This window comes from Butyrivibrio sp. AE2032, from assembly GCF_000702965.1.
In genome coordinates, this window is sequence record NZ_JNLF01000003.1 from 1,868,185 (window position 1) to 1,885,418 (window position 17,234).

Sequence of the window (17,234 nt, forward strand, 5' to 3'; positions counted from 1 at the left end):
ACTAAATGGGGACAATAAAGTCATTAAGCTCGAAAGAGCCTGATAATAAAACTGAATACACCGTAGCTGAGATTGTTTATCTGGCTTATTTTGCTGTTATGCTGGGGGCTAAGGCTATAGGGCTATATGAAGGACAGCCTGCATATAATATCTGTTTGATAATTGGCGCTGGATTATTTGCTGTGAAGGTTTTGCTAACCAAGCATTCACTTATAGAGTATCTCATCATTGGGCTGTTATTGGCGCTTGGGGCGATGGTATACTATCAGTCGGGCGAGAAATCACTCTTGATATTTCTGACGATGATGCTTGGGTTGAAAGGCGTCAGTTATCGGAAGGTTATTAAGATGAGCGCATGGATTTGGGGAATAGTCTTTATTTCCATGTATGTGCTTTCTGTGGTTGGCATTCTTCCGGAAAAGGCATTTACTCTTGACAGGGCAGGGTGGCCTCCAATCCTGAGACATTCCCTTGGGTATCCTCATCCGAACACACTTCATATTACTTACTTGATATTCAGTATACTTATACTTTATTCATTTCATGATCTTTCAAAGAAGTATCTTACTGCAATTGCTGTGCTGCTTATGCTTGGTAATTGCTATGTTTTTATGTATTCTCTGAGCCGCAACGGCTTCCTTATTACAACTATATATATCTTTATAGATATGTTTCTTCTATGGAAAGAAAAGCTTAACAGGTTTGAGATCATAGTTATAAAAGCTATTTTTCCATTCAGTGCGCTTGCAATGATTGTATTTCCGCTGGTTATTAAAGGGGATTTGTTTGAGCTGTGTAACAGGATATTTGCAGGTCGTTTCCAGTTTACGAGATATTTCCTGACCTATAAGCCCCTGGAATTCTTTGGAATACGTGAGATTCCTCTGCCATGGGATGCGTTTGTAATTGATTCTTCATATGTTTATCTTATATTCAGACTTGGGACAATTGCCTTTGCATTGTATTTTGTTTCTATGATTCTGCTTATAAGAAAGCTCCACAGGGATAACCTGCGCCCTGAACTTGCCGTAGTTTTGGCTCTTACAATTGGCGGTATAAACGAGACATATCTGTTTAACCAGTCATTTAAAAATTTTATCTTTTTGTTCCTCGGTTTTTACTTATATGACACCTTAAACAGAATAGCAGTTGATCATTCAATGGCTTTTACCAGAGAATGCATAGGATTTGGAATTGGAAACAGATGCCTGGAATTCAGTACCAGAAATAAATCCTCATACAGGATGATACCGATTAATATCTATGCTTTTACAGCATTTCTTTTTGTGCTATGCGGTATTCTGACAAGTCTTGTATATTTTATTGCATTCCCGACTCCGCAGGACATATACCTTCCCAAATATGAAACTCTTAAAGGCCGTGGCGAAGAGGTCTATCTTACATCAGATGATGTTAAGAACTTAAAAAAAGAGGGCAATATAATAAGGGGATATGAAGATGAATCTACCCCGCTTTATCGGATTTATCGCAAAGGTACAGTCAAGGTTGAATACATAAGGTATATTGTAAGCTATGGTCTCTGGGCGGGATCGATTGTATCAATAGCTTTTCTTCTCCTTTGGATTGCCAAAAGAAATGTAAGGCTTATTTTACAGAATAGAAATATTGGAAGTGATTATAAGGAAAATGTACTCATAGTTCACAATTATTATCGAATTCCCGGTGGAGAGGATATAGTTGTGGCCAACGAGAAAGCCCTGCTGGAAAGTAACGGACACAAGGTTATTCTTTATTCCAGGAACAATGATGAAGCCGGCGACAAAGGTTTTATTCAGAAGATTGGGCTGGCTTTTGCATCGCTGTTTAACATAAGAACCTACAGGGAAATATGTGGAATAATCGAAAAAGAAAAGATAGACGTTGTACATGTGCATAACACGGTTGCGCTTGTCAGTCCCGCAGTTTATCTGGCAGGTATTAATCGCGGAGTTCCTGTGGTACAGACTATTCATAACTTTAGACTGGTCTGTCCCAATGGAGTGTGTTATATAAAAGGACATGTGTGTGAAAGATGCATAGAACATGGCCTTAAAGCATCTCTTTTATACAATTGCTATAGAGACAGTAAGCTGCAGACAATGGTAATGGCTCTTTCTATGAAACTTCAGAGGTTGTTACTTACGTATAGAGCGTTGAATTACATCTGTCTTACGGAATTTAACAAGGAAAAGCTGCTTTCTCTTAAACAGATCAGAGAAGAAAATGTATATGTAAAACCTAACTTCACTACAACTGAAGCAGATATTGTGCCATATAGCAGCCGAAAGAAGCAGATTGTATATGCCGGACGTATAGAGAAGATAAAAGGAGTGGATCTGTTATTACAGGCGTGGATGAAGCTCGGAGACAAGGCGCCTAAGCTTGTGATATGCGGATCTGGAGAACTATCTTCCTGGTGCCATGAATACATCGATAACAACGAGATGGACAACGTTGAGATGCTTGGTCAGATATCCAACAGCGAGGCAAAGAAGCTTGTAGGTGAGTCACTGGCTATCATATATCCGACTCAGTGGTATGAGGGTTTTCCTATGGCAGTCGCTGAAGCTTACACTATGGGGACGCCGATTATAGCAGCGGACATTGGAAATGTTGGAAATCTTGTCATAGAGGGAGTAACAGGACATAAGTTCAAATATAATTCTGTAGTTTCCCTGGCTAAGGCTGTAGAAGGATTTATGAATGCGCCGATAGAATTGCCGGATGAATATCTGACAATGTATACAGCTGAGAGCAATTATGCCCAGTTGAAGGCGATTTATGAAGAAGTTCGAAAGAAAAACTTCGGGTAATGTGGTAATGATAAAAAGTAATGAAAGAGCTTTTGCGATAGCTCTATGTGTTTTAACAGTTGTGGGCATGGTGTTCAGGGTGCTCTATGGCTGGGATCATGACGAATCATATAATATTTTGCTTGCACAAAAGATTGCTGATGGAAAGGTCCTTTTCAGGGATATGTGGGACCTTCATCAGACGGCAGCTATTTTTCCGGCGCTTTTGTGCAGACTTTTTGTGTCCATAACAGGTTCAACTGAAGGAATTGCAGTTTTTTTGCGAGCAATGGCTTGTCTGGTACAGATTGTTCTTTCTGTTTATTTTTATTTTGGATTAAAGCGTTTTTATGGCAGCAGGTGTGCATTTGGAGCAGCTTTTGTGATTGCGAACATGTTGCCAAGAGCTACACAGGAAATAGAATACTCAACCGTATCTGTATGGGGCTGCATGATCTGTTCTATGTTACTGCTTCAGATCAGCAAAGAAGGAATGAATTACGGGAAGTTATGTATTGCTTCTGTTTTTTACGCTGCAGCAGTTTATTCATACCCTACGATAATCATAACAGTGCCTTTTGTTGCCTTTTTGATTATCTTTATAGTTGCTGACAACAGAAAAACAGGAGTGTTAGCAGCACTTGCGTTCTTTGCTGTATGCATGGTATGCGCAGCAGTACTGGTGGCATACCTATTAGCCAATATGTCGGTATCAGACTTTATTATGACAATTAGAGAACTCGGTAAGAATGGCGACCATAGTACGTTATTCAATGCGTTTACCAGGATAGATTATATTAGTAAGAGTGCGGCAAGACTCCTGGCGATGGGAATTGCAGCTGCTATTTTGGGATTTGTGTTGAAGCGGCTGTTTAAGATTGAGATTAACATTGTATATTCATTTGTTCTCCTGACTACGTTGTTTGTTGTCATATTAAACCTTACAGGGATCAGACCCAGTGGCCCATTTGGACTGCTTGAGAGGTATATTGGCGCGGTAATTCTACTGCCTCTTCTTAGAATAAAAGAGGCAGAACGACCAATGGTATGGCTTTTCTATGGCTTTGGGATAGCAATATATATTGGCGTGCTTATGGGATCGAATCTTGGATTCAATGAAAATGCAATGTATCTTGAGAGTTCAATCGTATGTCTTGTGATCATGATGATCAGAAGGATTGATGAGTATCAGGGAAAGACCTTTGGTGTTAGCGTTGCAGCTGCAATTGTTTTTTTGTTGGGAATTATGTTCTCATCAGCGTATTTTGTCCGAATAGATAGTACAAAACCTGCAAATGTCATGCAGTGTACAAGTACGTTGGAAGAGGGGCCACTTCGGGGAATAAAGGTTTTTCCAGAGCAGGCCGGGCAGTATGAGCAGCAGAGTAAGTCTGTTAAAACAAATACTGAAGAGGGTAAGTTGTACACTCTTTTAACCAGAGAACCTATAATGTATTATTTTGTCAAAGGAGAGTATATCTCTGCCCAGTATGCTGCTACAGGTCAGTATTATAACGAGCAGTGGATTGATTTTTATACACTCTTTGGCAGGGATATTCCGGATTGTTTTCTTCTCAGTAGGACAGATTACAGTGATGTTTCAAAATTCTACGAAACTGAGTTTGGGCAGTGGGTTATGACGAATTATTCCGAGAACTCTTCCAAGAGTGATGATGCATTTGCCGTGTTTGAAAGAAGATAAAGAGGTATTGTGGGGAATGACGCGTTTTTTGGACCATATCATATCGGCCTATAAGAAAATAGTCGTAATGCTTATGCGGATAATGCTGTTATTCATATTTGTTGTTTCATTTGTGAGTACCAGCACATTGACGGATGATATATCAGAGACAACCCTTTTTATCGGGGACAATATCCTGGTTAATATTCTTGTTATAGCAGCTGGAATTGTAGCGTTAGTTATTTTGATGAAGACCGGATTTACCCCCAAAATCGTTGAAAACAAAAGGTGCTTGTGGGGCATTGCTATTATATTTGCTGTGGGACTGACGTGGATAGTAACGTCAAGATATACTCCAAGATCTGATCAGATGGCTGTTTATGCGGGGGTGGAAGCGCTGAGGCAGGGGGACTATTCCAGCTTTGTAAAAGGAGAGTATTTCTCCAAATATCCGCATCAGATGGGAACTATATATATATATTTCCTGTGGTCACTTATTTTTGGAACGAGAAATGTTTTGGCATTTCAGCTTCTTAATTTACTGGCGGTTGTGCTCTTCTATAAAAAGCTGGGAGACATTTGCATTCATCAGGGGATGGATACAAAGTACAGAATGTATTTATATCTGTTGGGGATAGCTTTTTATCCGCTTATTATGTACAGTTCTTTTATTTATGGAAATGTTCTTGGACTAGCGTTATCAGTAGCGGCTATAGATTATGAAATTGTGTTTTTAAAGAATGGCAGTAAACTATGCGGGATAATGTCACTGCTGGCTATTCTTGTTGGAATCTTTGCAAAAAAGAATTATGCCATTTTCTTAATGGCTATGATAATATATGCCATATTTGAAACGATCAGAAATAAAAAGCTTTTACAGGCTGCGTACACTGGACTCCTGATTGTAGTTCTTTTGACAAATTCACTCATTCTGGAAGGGATAACCTATAAGATTACTGGGATAGAGAACGATGGTGCTATGAGCTCCTGGTCATATGTGGCCATTGGTCTGCAGGAAGGACCCAGGGCAAACGGATGGCATAATGATTTTGAGGCAAATTCATATCAGGAGAGTGGCTTTGATGCTGATAAACAGAAGGAAATAGCATTATCAAGCATTAAATATTCATTAGGACAGTTTGTGTCAGATCCGGGGTATGCCAAGGAGTTTTTCTTGTTGAAACTTGCTTCTGAGTGGAACAACCCAACATTTGAATGCCACTGGATCAATCAGGTATGTGATTATGAGGAAGCCCAGAGCAATCTGACTAAGGAGATAAATTCTTACAGCGCAAGTGGTATAGAGTATAGCTATCTTGACGCGTTTATGATACTTATTCTGATCGGGGCAATAGCGTTGTTCTGGCTTAAAGATGAGTATGGATTGACGCAGTTAATACTGGCGACTGTATTTGTCGGCGGATTTTTGTTCCATATTGTCTGGGAGGCTAAGGCACAGTATACATTATCCTATTACGTGCTTCTGTTTCCATATGCTGCTTCGGGGTACTCGTGTATCATAGATTGCATTAAGCATAGGAATAGCATACCTAAGCGTAGACTAATAGGGCTTCTGGTATGTACTTGTCTTATAAGTCTCTGCATTGGAGGAGATTTCCGTTCACTTGTAAGAGATACAGAGAGTTGGCATAATTATGTGGCAAATGGCGTTCTTTGATTGAGGAATTATTATTGCATGAAATGGATTGATGATATATACAGCAAAAATAGAGATTACTCCCTGGATGTTTTGCGTGCGTTGGCTTGCATTATGGTAATAGGAGTTCATTTTACGCAGAGAATTGCCATTCCCAGTGCTGTTGGACGCTTTTTTGAGAAAGGGTCTACAGGAGTAAGCTTCTTTTTTATATTAAGCGGATATCTGGCGTATGTTTCATTGGAGAGATTATTTCAAAAAGAAAATGGAACCTTTAATGTGATTCGGAAGTTCTGGCTGTCAAGGGCTGCGCATATTCTCCCATTATACTTTCTCATCATTTTGTTTTATTTCATTTTATATACTGTTGTTCAGAAAGTGCCGGAAGATAGCACGGGGCTTTATTGGATCAGATATATTCTCATGCTTAATTTATGGATTCCGTCAGAGTATGACTTCTGGATCAATCTGGGAGCAGTTTGGAGTATCAGTGTATTTGTGTTGTTTTATCTGCTTGCTCCGTTCTTATACCTGTTTGTCAGGAAATACTATGTAGCATGGGCTGGTGTTATCATTGGATATGCGGCATATAAAGTTACAGAAAATGTCGGTACAGGCAGGCTTCCTTTTCGATTTATGTTTTATTTCCTGATGGGAATACTGATTTATTTAGCTGAACAGGAAAATAAAGATTTCAGGCTCTGTGCTGTTTTGCTGTTTTTGATACTGTTTTGTTTCCTGACAGGATCCGGCACAGCAGTGATTTCACCTGCTATTGCAGCGGTATATGTGGTAATGACAAGAAGAATCAAACCGCTATTGAATAAGTGGAATCTATGTTATAAAGTTGTTACTTTCATAAGTGTTATTTCATACTCATTATATTTGATACATGTGGCGGTGTTGCTTTTCCTTGATGAGATTTTTGATGAAAAGGGAATGCTATATGTCTTTTTGTTTGTATTACTTACATTAGGATTGTCGTGTATTACATACGTTTTTGTTGAAACTAAATTTGCAAGGAAACTGATGGGAATTTGGAGCAATTGATATGGTGGCTATGATCAGGAAAATGCTTTCTATTTTTGATAGAAAGCAAAGGGTAAAGATATATGTTCTTCTATTATTGATTTTAGGAGGAGCATTAATGGAAACATTGGGGGTTTCTGCTATTCTCCCGCTTGTTTCTGCTGTTACAGATCCTTCTATTATTGAGACAAATAAGTATTTCAAGGCCGTAAGTGATATTGTTGGAGTCCATGATCACAAGACGTTCATTTTGATTTTGACCCTGGGACTTATTGCTGTTTATGTAGTCAAGAATATATATCTTATTCTTTTGAACATTGCACAGAACACCTTTACGAACAACACTCAGAGGCGGATGTCAGTGAGCCTCATGAAGTCTTATATACAGCAGAACTTTCTTTTTCATTCGTATCATAATGTGGCGGATTTAGAGAGAAATGTTAACAGAGATATCAACAGCCTTATTTATGTTTTAACAAATCTGCTCATGCTGTTCACAGAAGTAATGGTGTGTGCTATGCTTGCGCTTTTTTTACTGATAACGGATTTTTCTACTACTATAGTCCTTGTATTGATAATGCTTGGATTCATGTTCTTTTTTATTAAAATCGTGAGGAAGAAGCTCAAGTTTTATGGGAATAATTCCCGATTGGCGGAGGCAGAAAAAAGCAAGTTTTTCCTTGAAGCCTTTGGCGGAATTAAAGAAGTTAAGGCAACCAGTACTGAAGACTATTTTGTGGAAAAGTTTGATAAGTCCTTTGCAAAGTTCACATATGCCAAGCGCATGGAACAGATATTGACATATATCCCCAGGCCACTAATGGAGTCCATCTGTATTTGTGGTATTTTGTTGTTTATGGCAATCAGAATAATGATGGGGACAGATGTAAATAGCTTTATTCCGGTAATGTCCGTTTTTGCGGTTGCGGCAATTCGAATGCTTCCTTCTTTTAACCGAATCAGTGGGTATATTGGATCTATTATGTTTCATAAGACATCGATAGATGGGCTGTATGATGATCTTATGGAAATGAGAAGACTGGAAGATAATAATGAATCGGATAATGGGCAGGAGATACCTTCCGGAGATATTGTGATCAGGGAGCTGAAATTTGCATACCCTTCCAAACAGGAGAAGATGATTCTTGATGGAGTGTCTTTTACTGTTCCGTACAATAAATCAGTGGCTTTTGTGGGCCCTTCAGGAGCTGGGAAGACCACGTTGGCGGATCTTATTCTGGGAGTTCTGAATCCAAATTCAGGAGAGGTATCTGTTGGCGGAGTTGATGTAATACAGAATAAATCCACATGGCATAGAAATGTTGGATATATTCCGCAGACAACATATTTAACAGACGATACAATAAGAGCTAATGTTGCATTCGGCATAGAAGAAGATAAAATTGACGATGCCAAAGTGTATGCTGCTATCGAGGCTGCGCAGCTTTCTGATTTCATAAAGGAACAGAAGGATGGCATTTACAGTAATATAGGTGACAGAGGAGTTAAAATATCCGGAGGTCAGAGACAGAGGATAGGTATTGCAAGAGCGCTTTACAACAATCCGGGAGTGATAGTGCTTGATGAAGCAACATCTGCTCTTGATAATGAAACAGAAAAAGCAGTTATGGATGCGATATACCAGCTGTCAGGTAAAAAGACAATTATAATTATTGCACACAGACTGACGACTATTAAGAATTGTGATCTTATCTATGAGATAAGAGATGGGAAGGCTACACAGGTAACTTATGAAGAGTACAACGCTGATCATTGAGCCAAGAGGAGGGCTGGGAAATAGGTTTTTGGTTATTTCATCAGCTTATAATCTTACTAAGGATTGTAATATTAGCAGGATTATTCTCTTGTGGGATAACATAAATGAATGTGGGTGTGATTTTGAGGATGTTTTTGCGGGGCTTCCTCAGATATTTAAAGTCCATAATCTTAAGTTTATCAACGAGTCATACAAGACAATGCTTACGCATTTTAGGCTTGGCAGTGTCATTGTTAAGGCGTTGCAGCGAGGACGTCATAAATTGTTTAAGCTGGCAATGAAAGTAGTAACTGAAGAGGTAAATCAGATAAAGACAAATGAGGAGATGAGCTCCCTCAGAAAAAGGATTATCAATAAAAAAAGAAAAAGGATATTCATTGAGAGCTATAATCAGTTCTATGGGGATGTAGACCTTTCTTTTGCTTCGTTTAATAAGGATGTAGTAGAAAGAGTTGACCGGTATAAGGGAAGACTTGGCACATATGATGCAATGCACATCAGAAGAACTGATAATGAAATGGCTATTAAGAATAGTCCGACGTATTTGTTCTATGACAAGATGGAAGAACTTATTGGTTCTGATGATAAGATAAAAGTTTATGTAGCAACTGATGACGAAGCTATTTTGAAGGACCTCAAGGATAAGTATCCCCAAAATGTGTATTCAGAAGCAACCAAGGCTGTTTCCAGAAGAACTTCAGAGGGAATACAGTTTGCGCTGTATGAAATGCTGATACTTGCGGGAGCAAAAAATCTTTATGCCAGTTACTATAGTACCTTTTCCAGCATGGCCAGCTGCATAGGTAGAAATAATATAACCATTCTGAAAAAGGAAAGCAGTATTGGTGAGTAATAGGCAAGCTGTGGTTACGAGAAAGAGGCTGGCGTCGGTAATATCTCGGCGATATAATATTCATAGAATACTGACTTTACTGAAGCGAAAGATTGAAAACAACCAAAATAGGAGACTATATGCCAAACAAACGTATAAGTGTATGTGAGCCGTTTTTAAATGGCAATGAAACTAAATATGTTATGGACGCTGTATCTACAGGATGGATATCTTCAAGTGGATCTTATGTGACAAAGTTCGAAGAGGCATTTTCCGGATACTGTGGAGTTAAACATGGAGTTGCTGTATGCAATGGCACTGTTGCTTTGCATTTGGCGCTCGCTGCCCTTGGGATAGGAAAGGGCGATGAGGTTATCATTCCCTCTTTTACCATGATAGCTACTGCGTTTGCCGTATGCTATGTGGGAGCAATGCCGGTATTCGTTGATGCTGATAAGGATACGTGGAACATTGATGTTACAAAGATTGAAGAAAAGATAACCTCTAGGACAAAGGCAATCATTCCGGTACATATCTTTGGAAATCCTTGTGATATGGATGCCATCGTGGATATTGCAAAAAGGCACAATCTTTTTATTGTTGAAGATGCTGCTGAGGCCCATGGAGCTACATATCACGGTCACAAGGTGGGAAGCTTTTCTGATATCGCCTGCTTTAGCTTTTTTGCCAATAAGAATGTTACTACAGGCGAGGGCGGCATGTGCGTAACGGATGATGAGAGATACGATGACCTTCTGCGTTATTACAAGAATGTCTGCTTCCCAACTCACGGGCCAAGGAATTATCTGCATGATGATATTGGATTTAACTATCGCATGAGTAATATTCATGCGGCTATCGGTCTTGCACAGACTGAAAAAGCTGATGATTACAAGAAAATGCGTATGACTAACCACATGCTTTACAAGAAGCATCTTGCTGATGTTTCCGGAATTATCTTCCAAAAAGATGAGGAAGAATCCGAAAATGTTGGATGGATGAATACCATCATTGTAGATCCTGATAAATATGGGCGGACAAGTGATGAACTGATAGCTCATCTTAAGGATAATAATATTGACACAAGACTTCTTTTTAAAAGCATGCATGTTCAGCCGGCTCTTAAGAAATACGGTTGTGATTGCAGTGGAGAGTATCCTGTGACAGATTTGCTTTCTGAAAATGGTTTTTACTTACCAAGTGCATCAAATCTAAACGAAGAGGATATCGCCCATATCTGTGGTGTTATCCATGAATTTGCCAGATAAGGGTTTCTAAATGAGAGTTGGAGTATATTTTGACGATGTAACGCCGGAAAAGGGCGGCGCATCCAGTATTTTAAAGACAATTGAACAGGAACTAAAAAAGGTTCAGGAAAAGTATGAAATCGTTATTTGCTTTAACGGCGGAATGAAGTTTCCATACAAGAGCATTCGAGAGAATCTTACTTACATCAATGTGGACAGGATCAGATATAAGAGTATACCTAAAATGTTTGTCAGAAATGCCGGAAATAGTATCAGAAATGCCGGATTAAGGTTTTTTTATCACTCTCCCAGGATATATAGAGAATCTTACCTTGACTATTTAGCAGAAAAAGAGGGGATAAATATCTTTTGGTTTACCTATCCTGCGGATGTTGATCTTACAACACCGTTCATTTACACAATATGGGATATTGGACACAGGGTGATGCCGGCCTTTCCTGAGACTACAAAGCCTATGTACAGATGGAATGGGCACGAAGCGCAGTGCGCAAGGATGCTTGCCAAGGCAACATTTATTCTTACCGGAAACGAGACCGGTAAAAGAGAGATATTGGAAAACTATAGTGTTATGGAGAGCAAAATTAGGATTGTGCCATTTCCGATAACTTTTTTTTGTTACGGAGATGAGGAAAAACCTAAGTTTGATTTACCTGAGAAATACTTTTTTTATCCCGCACAGTTTTGGCCGCACAAGAATCACATATGCATAGTGAAAGCAATTCATAATCTGAGAAAAGAGAAGGGCATTGATGCCCATGTGATTTTTACCGGCTCCGATAAAGGAAATAAGGGATATATAGAGAAAATGGCTAATGAATTGGGGGTAAGTGACCTTGTGCACTTCACTGGATTTGTTAGTTATGAAGAAATGAAGTATATCTATACCCATGCGCTTGCTACTATCTTTGCATCGCTTATGGGGCCCAATAACATCCCTCCGATAGAGGCTGTTTATTTGAAGTGTCCGTTGATTATTTCTGATATTCCGGGGCATAAAGAGCAGATGGGCGATGGAGTTACTTTTTTTGATGGATATGATTACGTAGATCTAGCTAGCAAAATGGCTTTGTTTTGCTGTGACGACAATCGTAAGGAAGAGGCAGTTGATAAACAGGAAGGACTAAGAAATAGTCTGATTGAGTATGATTATTCATCTGGAATCGTTGAAATACTTGATGAATTCGAAAAAATGGAAATGACATGGAAGTGACGCGAGTGGATATGTTAAATAAATAGATGTATTCGAAGTGGTGTTGAGGAAAAGACATGAATGATAATAAACTAGCCCCCATAGCAGTATTTGGATATAACAGGCTTGACAAGCTTCAAATGTGTATAGAATCATTGGCTAAAAATACTCTATCCAAAGATAGCGAGCTGTATCTTTTCATAGATGGATATAAGGAAAATAGAGATAGTGCTAAAGTGAAGGAAGTTCATGAATGGGCAGAGCGATTGGGCAGACATGATGATTCAGAGGGCTTGTCAAGTCGGTTCAGAATGGTTCATGTATCAATAAAAGATAATAATGTAGGCCTTGCAAATAGTATTATTTCCGGAGTAACAGACCTGATGAATGGATATAGCGAAGTAATTGTGGTGGAAGATGACCTGATTACTTCGCAAACTTTTTTAGAGTATATGAATGCTGGCCTAAAGTTCTATAGGGATGACCCTTCTGTGTGGTCAGTGGCAGCGTATGGCTATAAACTAAAGAGCTTAAAAAAATATGATCACGATGTTTATGCCAGTTATAGATCTTCTAGCTGGGGATGGGCTTCCTGGAAGGACAGATGGGAAAAAGTGGACTGGTCAGTTTCAGACTATGAAGTGCTATGTAATAGCAAATCACTTCAAAAACAATTGTGCTTGGGAGGCGGAGATCTTTATCCTATGCTCCAAAGGCAGATGCGTGGTGAATCAGATTCCTGGGCTGTAAGATGGGCATATGCTGCGGCAATGTATGGAATGGTAACGATTTATCCTAAGGTGGGATTGGTTTGCAACTCGGGATTTGATGGTAGCGGAACTCATTCAGGCATCCGAAAGACTAAGGATTACACGTTTTCTGGTAATAGTAAAGTTAATTTTGAACATGTCAAAATCGATGAACGAATCGCTAAAGAGTTTTATTTATTGCATACTGACACAATATGGAAAAAAGTAAAAAGAAATACATCTCCTATTAAAATGGTGAAATTATTAAAAAAATGGTTGTTCCATATCGTCGAGTAAAAGTCAAGCTTTGTGCTTGTGGCAGGAAGATAAGAGGTTATGAACATCGTTTTTCTTAAGCTATATATTACTAACGAAGTGAATGATGTGTTTTACAATTCCCAGGAGATGGGGATGGCTAGAGCATTGGTAAAGGCCCATCCTGAGCACCATGTAGATATTGTGCTCTTGTCTCGCACTGTATCTGCGAGGCAAGATGCGATCGTCGCTTCGAAAGGTAGGGATGAGAGTGGAGCTTCTTCGGGAGATGATAGGATTGTAATCCATACCTTACCGGGAAAAGGGATTGGACATCATGGCATTATTGACCTCGATATCCTGAGAGAATTAAAAGCGGATTTGGTACATCTACTGGCTGACAATATGCTGTATGCTCCGAAGTTGATAGACTACTGCCTTGAGAATAACATCAAGTGTCATCTATACATTGGAACCTTGTTCACGGACAGCAGCGATGGCTTAAAGCAGACCATTAGCAAGTTAATGCTTGGATGGAATATCAGGGCATACAAAAAAGTTCCTGTTTATGCTAAGACTCCCTATGTTCAGAAGCAGCTTAATGCCCAGGGAGTTATGGCAAAGCTTGCACCGGTAGGACTTCCACAGGAAGGACTTAAGGTTTCTGATAGAGATATTTATGAGATCAGAGAGCACTATGGAATGCCCTTTAATGTGAAGATTCTGCTATTTGTTGGCCGTCTCGAGGAATACAAAAGACCCATAGAAGCTGTAGAACTCTTAAAAAATCTGAATGACTCGGGTGGAAACTACCATCTCCTTATGATTGGTGACGGCGTTATGGCGTCTGAGCTTGATACAAGGGTAAAGGAGTTGGGGCTTCAGGGGAGTGTGAGGCGGATTCCCAAGATACCAAACTCCGAGATGGCTGAGATATACAAAGCTTGCGACTTCTTCATTAACTTTAACAGAGTTGAGATCTATGGCATGGCAATTCTGGAGGCAATGGTTGGCTTTTGCCCTGTTCTTGCCATGAGAGCACCAGGGCCTGAGTTTCTTATAGACGACGGAAAGACCGGATTCCTTTGTGACTCGGAAACAGAGATGAGGAAGAAGATAGCTCTTTTATCCAAGGATGATAATCTCAGGCAGGAAATAACTGGGAACGCCAGGGAGCATGTGGTAAAGGACCTTACCTGGGATAAGACGATAGAAGTCTTTGAAGACTGGAAATAATTATGAATGTAGCTGTAATACTTACCTGTTTCAACAGGTCTCAAAAAACTTCAAATTGTCTTAGAACACTGATCACGGGCAATCCGTCCCTGTACTTTCGTTTCATTGTGGTAAATGACGGAAGCACCGACGATAGTGCGCAGGAACTATTAAAAATAGATGAGGAATACCACAATGTAACCCTTATAAACACTGAAGGGAACCTGTACTATTCAAGAAGTATGCGCCGTGGAATGGAGTGGCTGAACAACTCCGGGAAACGCTATGACTACGTACTTCTGGTGAATGATGATGTGACCTTTAACGCTGGTGCAGTAGAGAAGCTGATCAAGGAGAGCGAAGCCAAGGACGGAGCCATAATAGTTGGTGCAACCTGTGACGATAAGGGCAACTTTACTTATGGCGGAGTCAGGAATAAAGGAGCTGTGGCTGTTGAGTATATCTCAAATGAGCACCCGGAGGTACATTGTGACAGCTTTAATGCCAACTGTGCGCTTATTCCCTGGAAGGATTACGTAAGCGTTGGACCTATGGATGGCTATTATGCCCATGCCATGGGGGATTTTGACTATGGATTTGACCTTCACCGTCATGGAGCGAAGATATATACTTCAAGTTTTCTTGTAGGAGTTTGTAACAGAAATCCTGTGGCAGGAACCTGGGGAGACACCAGTCTTTCCTTTGGTGAAAGGCTAAGGAAAAAGGAGAACCCAAAGGGGCTTCCCTTAAAATCATATTTCCATTATCTTAAAAAGAATTACGGAGTAGGAAAAGCGATGATTTTTAGTATCACGCCATATATTAAAATGTTGTTGGGACAGCTTAGGAGCAATTGATAATGAATTCATCTAAATCTAAAAAGAAAATATATATTGCAGAAGTGGTAGTTGTTTTATTCTATTTGGGGCAGATGCTCTTTTTTCATTTCAATGCCGAATTACTAGTTGATTATGATAGATTCAAAAGGTATTTCGTGTATCTTGTAATAATTTTTTCTTTTATAAATTTAGTGATATGCTTTAGGGACAAGAGCCCTGAGGAACAGAAAGCCTGGCTCGTGGTATTATTGGTGACTTTTTTGTCTTCTATTCCGTTAATGTTTAAGGGAATTAATATGAATGGACATGATATAGAATTTCATGTTTTCAGGGTTGAAGGGTTGCTTCAAGAGTTGAGGATGGGACATATTCCGGCTAGAATATATTCCATGTGGTGTAACGGCTATGGATATCCTGCACCTATTTTTTATGGCGATGTTCTTTTAATATTTCCTGCAGTGCTGAGAATCTTTGGATTTTCAATTACTACTGCTTTTAAGTTCTTTATTTTTGCTGTTAATCTGGCTACGGCTATTATTTCGGTTATTTGTTTTGAGAAACTGTTCAACAGCCAGAAGATAGCGCATCTTCTCGCTTTCGCTTTTTGTCTTAATCCATATAGGCTTACAGATGTATTTATAAGGCACGCTGTCGGTGAGTACTGTGCAATGATATTCTTTCCGCTTATAGCGTTTGCTTTTGTTATGATCTATGAGGGAGGATATGTCTATAGCATTTTACTGGCTCTTGGAATGACAGGAGTAGTGCTTACTCATACTTTGTCGATTGAAATCGTTTCTTTTGCATTGCTGGTTTTCTTTATTATAAGATTTAGGGAGAGTTTTAAGATTCGGACTATAAAGCTTTTTGCGCTAGCTGTGTTTTTTACGACTTTACTTAGTGCCTTTTTCGTTGTCCCGCTTGCAGATTATCTTATTAGAGCTATGACTATGTCTACAGTTAGTGTGAACAGTGGCCTGAAGATTCAGGGAAGTGGAATCAGTATAGCAGAGCTTTTTACCTTTTTTGCTAATGATCCGGATTCACACGTGCAACTTACCCCCGGAATATTTCTTTTCCTGGTACTTGGCTTGGCTATATGGCTTATTATCAAAGGTCTTGCCACAAAGGAGATTAAGGTACTTACTATCACTTCAGCATTGTTTTTGCTAATGTCGACCAATGTATTTCCTTGGAATCTTATCGCTGATATTAAGGTTCTTAACATTATAACTCAGGTACAGTTTGCTTGGAGATATCTGGGAGTTGCATGTATTACACTGACGCTTCTTTTGGGATATATTCTGAAAGAGCAGAAAATACGGAATGTTTTGTGTGATCAATATAAGATTAATGTTTCACGCTACTGCGTTATCCTTACTACAGTGACATCACTTGTCTTTGTGAGCCTTTTTGCTTTTGATCCATCCCTTTATTACTATGAGGAAAGAGACACATATTTCCCTCAGGGACTGGCTGAATATTCGAGAGTTGGGATTGGGGATTCAGGTTATGTTCAGACTGATTTCGAACTGTATACAGGAGAAGTTTTTGGTGATTTTGAGAGCGTGGAAATACTTGATAATACCGGACTTAATATGACCGTGGCTATCAGGAACAAACAGAAAGAAGTACAGGTTGTGCTTCCTAGAACCAATTATCCCGGCTACAGGGTTGGTGATGATTTCGGCAACAGTTATGACGTGTATGACAGCGACAATCTTCTTGTGGCATTTGATCTTCCTGCAGGGTTTGACGGGAAAATATATTTGTCTTATGTGCAGCCCTGGTACTGGAATGTGGCTTTGGCTGTTTCAATAATTGCAGTTATGGGATTAATTCTATTTCTGTGTTTCTCAAAAAGAAGGAACTGGAGACATTCTGGAGAATGAGATATAATTAAGATGTCATATTTTATTGGAGTTTGAGCGTGAATAGTAAGACAGGATTA

General features: G+C 39.4%; 12 protein-coding genes. All 12 read left to right on the forward strand.

Annotated elements, in window-relative coordinates; translation table 11 throughout:
- The first annotated feature begins 5 nt into the window (after positions 1–5).
- The 12 genes from BO18_RS32650 to BO18_RS10340 all read left to right on the forward strand — a co-directional run bounded on the left by BO18_RS32650 (position 6) and on the right by BO18_RS10340 (position 17,175).
- Positions 6–2,813 carry a glycosyltransferase family 4 protein gene (locus tag BO18_RS32650; protein ID WP_051688643.1) on the forward strand — a complete coding sequence of 936 codons (2,808 nt, stop codon included), beginning with the start codon at positions 6–8 and terminating at the stop codon, positions 2,811–2,813.
- Positions 2,782–4,494 (forward strand): hypothetical protein, encoded by a 1,713-nt coding sequence (locus BO18_RS10290; protein ID WP_034445948.1) that lies wholly within the window; start codon positions 2,782–2,784, stop codon positions 4,492–4,494. The genes BO18_RS32650 and BO18_RS10290 overlap by 32 nt, the downstream gene beginning before the upstream one ends.
- On the forward strand, positions 4,481–6,151 hold the full coding sequence (locus BO18_RS10295) for a hypothetical protein (RefSeq protein ID WP_185752400.1): 1,671 nt from the start codon (positions 4,481–4,483) through the stop codon (positions 6,149–6,151). The genes BO18_RS10290 and BO18_RS10295 overlap by 14 nt, the downstream gene beginning before the upstream one ends.
- 18 nt (positions 6,152–6,169) lie before the next feature.
- Positions 6,170–7,180, forward strand: a complete 1,011-nt coding sequence (locus BO18_RS10300; RefSeq protein WP_034445953.1) for an acyltransferase family protein — start codon at positions 6,170–6,172, stop codon at positions 7,178–7,180.
- Between the two features lies 1 nt (position 7,181).
- Complete coding sequence (locus BO18_RS10305) at positions 7,182–8,936, forward strand: ABC transporter ATP-binding protein (protein ID WP_034445957.1); 1,755 nt, start codon at positions 7,182–7,184, stop codon at positions 8,934–8,936.
- A gap of 88 nt (positions 8,937–9,024) precedes the next feature.
- Positions 9,025–9,789 carry a hypothetical protein gene (locus BO18_RS32655; RefSeq protein ID WP_051688645.1) on the forward strand — a complete coding sequence of 255 codons (765 nt, stop codon included), beginning with the start codon at positions 9,025–9,027 and terminating at the stop codon, positions 9,787–9,789.
- Between the two features lie 119 nt (positions 9,790–9,908).
- Positions 9,909–11,036, forward strand: a complete 1,128-nt coding sequence (locus BO18_RS10315) for a DegT/DnrJ/EryC1/StrS family aminotransferase (protein ID WP_034445959.1) — start codon at positions 9,909–9,911, stop codon at positions 11,034–11,036.
- Positions 11,037–11,046: 10 nt separating this feature from the next.
- Positions 11,047–12,246 (forward strand): glycosyltransferase, encoded by a 1,200-nt coding sequence (locus BO18_RS10320; RefSeq protein ID WP_034445961.1) that lies wholly within the window; start codon positions 11,047–11,049, stop codon positions 12,244–12,246.
- Between the two features lie 56 nt (positions 12,247–12,302).
- Complete coding sequence (locus BO18_RS10325; protein ID WP_051688646.1) at positions 12,303–13,271, forward strand: hypothetical protein; 969 nt, start codon at positions 12,303–12,305, stop codon at positions 13,269–13,271.
- Between the two features lie 39 nt (positions 13,272–13,310).
- A complete protein-coding gene (locus BO18_RS10330) occupies positions 13,311–14,465 on the forward strand; it encodes a glycosyltransferase family 4 protein (RefSeq protein WP_034445964.1) in 1,155 nt (384 codons plus the stop codon).
- A gap of 2 nt (positions 14,466–14,467) precedes the next feature.
- A complete protein-coding gene (locus tag BO18_RS10335; RefSeq protein WP_034445968.1) occupies positions 14,468–15,301 on the forward strand; it encodes a glycosyltransferase family 2 protein in 834 nt (277 codons plus the stop codon).
- Between the two features lie 2 nt (positions 15,302–15,303).
- Entirely contained in the window at positions 15,304–17,175 is a 1,872-nt protein-coding gene (locus BO18_RS10340; protein ID WP_034445972.1) for a hypothetical protein, read from the forward strand.
- The last annotated feature ends 59 nt before the right edge of the window (positions 17,176–17,234 follow it).

Excerpts from the sequence above, each read along its gene's own strand:
- BO18_RS10330 (WP_034445964.1), top strand. The coding sequence starts at position 13,311 with ATGAACATCGTTTTTCTTAAGCTATATATTACTAACGAAGTGAATGAT.
- BO18_RS10340 (WP_034445972.1), top strand. The coding sequence starts at position 15,304 with ATGAATTCATCTAAATCTAAAAAGAAAATATATATTGCAGAAGTGGTA.
- BO18_RS10315 (WP_034445959.1), top strand. The coding sequence starts at position 9,909 with ATGCCAAACAAACGTATAAGTGTATGTGAGCCGTTTTTAAATGGCAAT.
- BO18_RS10305 (WP_034445957.1), top strand. The coding sequence starts at position 7,182 with ATGGTGGCTATGATCAGGAAAATGCTTTCTATTTTTGATAGAAAGCAA.
- BO18_RS10320 (WP_034445961.1), top strand. The coding sequence starts at position 11,047 with ATGAGAGTTGGAGTATATTTTGACGATGTAACGCCGGAAAAGGGCGGC.
- BO18_RS10325 (WP_051688646.1), top strand. The coding sequence starts at position 12,303 with ATGAATGATAATAAACTAGCCCCCATAGCAGTATTTGGATATAACAGG.
- BO18_RS10300 (WP_034445953.1), top strand. The coding sequence starts at position 6,170 with ATGAAATGGATTGATGATATATACAGCAAAAATAGAGATTACTCCCTG.
- BO18_RS32650 (WP_051688643.1), top strand. The coding sequence starts at position 6 with ATGGGGACAATAAAGTCATTAAGCTCGAAAGAGCCTGATAATAAAACT.
- BO18_RS10335 (WP_034445968.1), top strand. The coding sequence starts at position 14,468 with ATGAATGTAGCTGTAATACTTACCTGTTTCAACAGGTCTCAAAAAACT.
- BO18_RS10290 (WP_034445948.1), top strand. The coding sequence starts at position 2,782 with ATGAAGAAGTTCGAAAGAAAAACTTCGGGTAATGTGGTAATGATAAAA.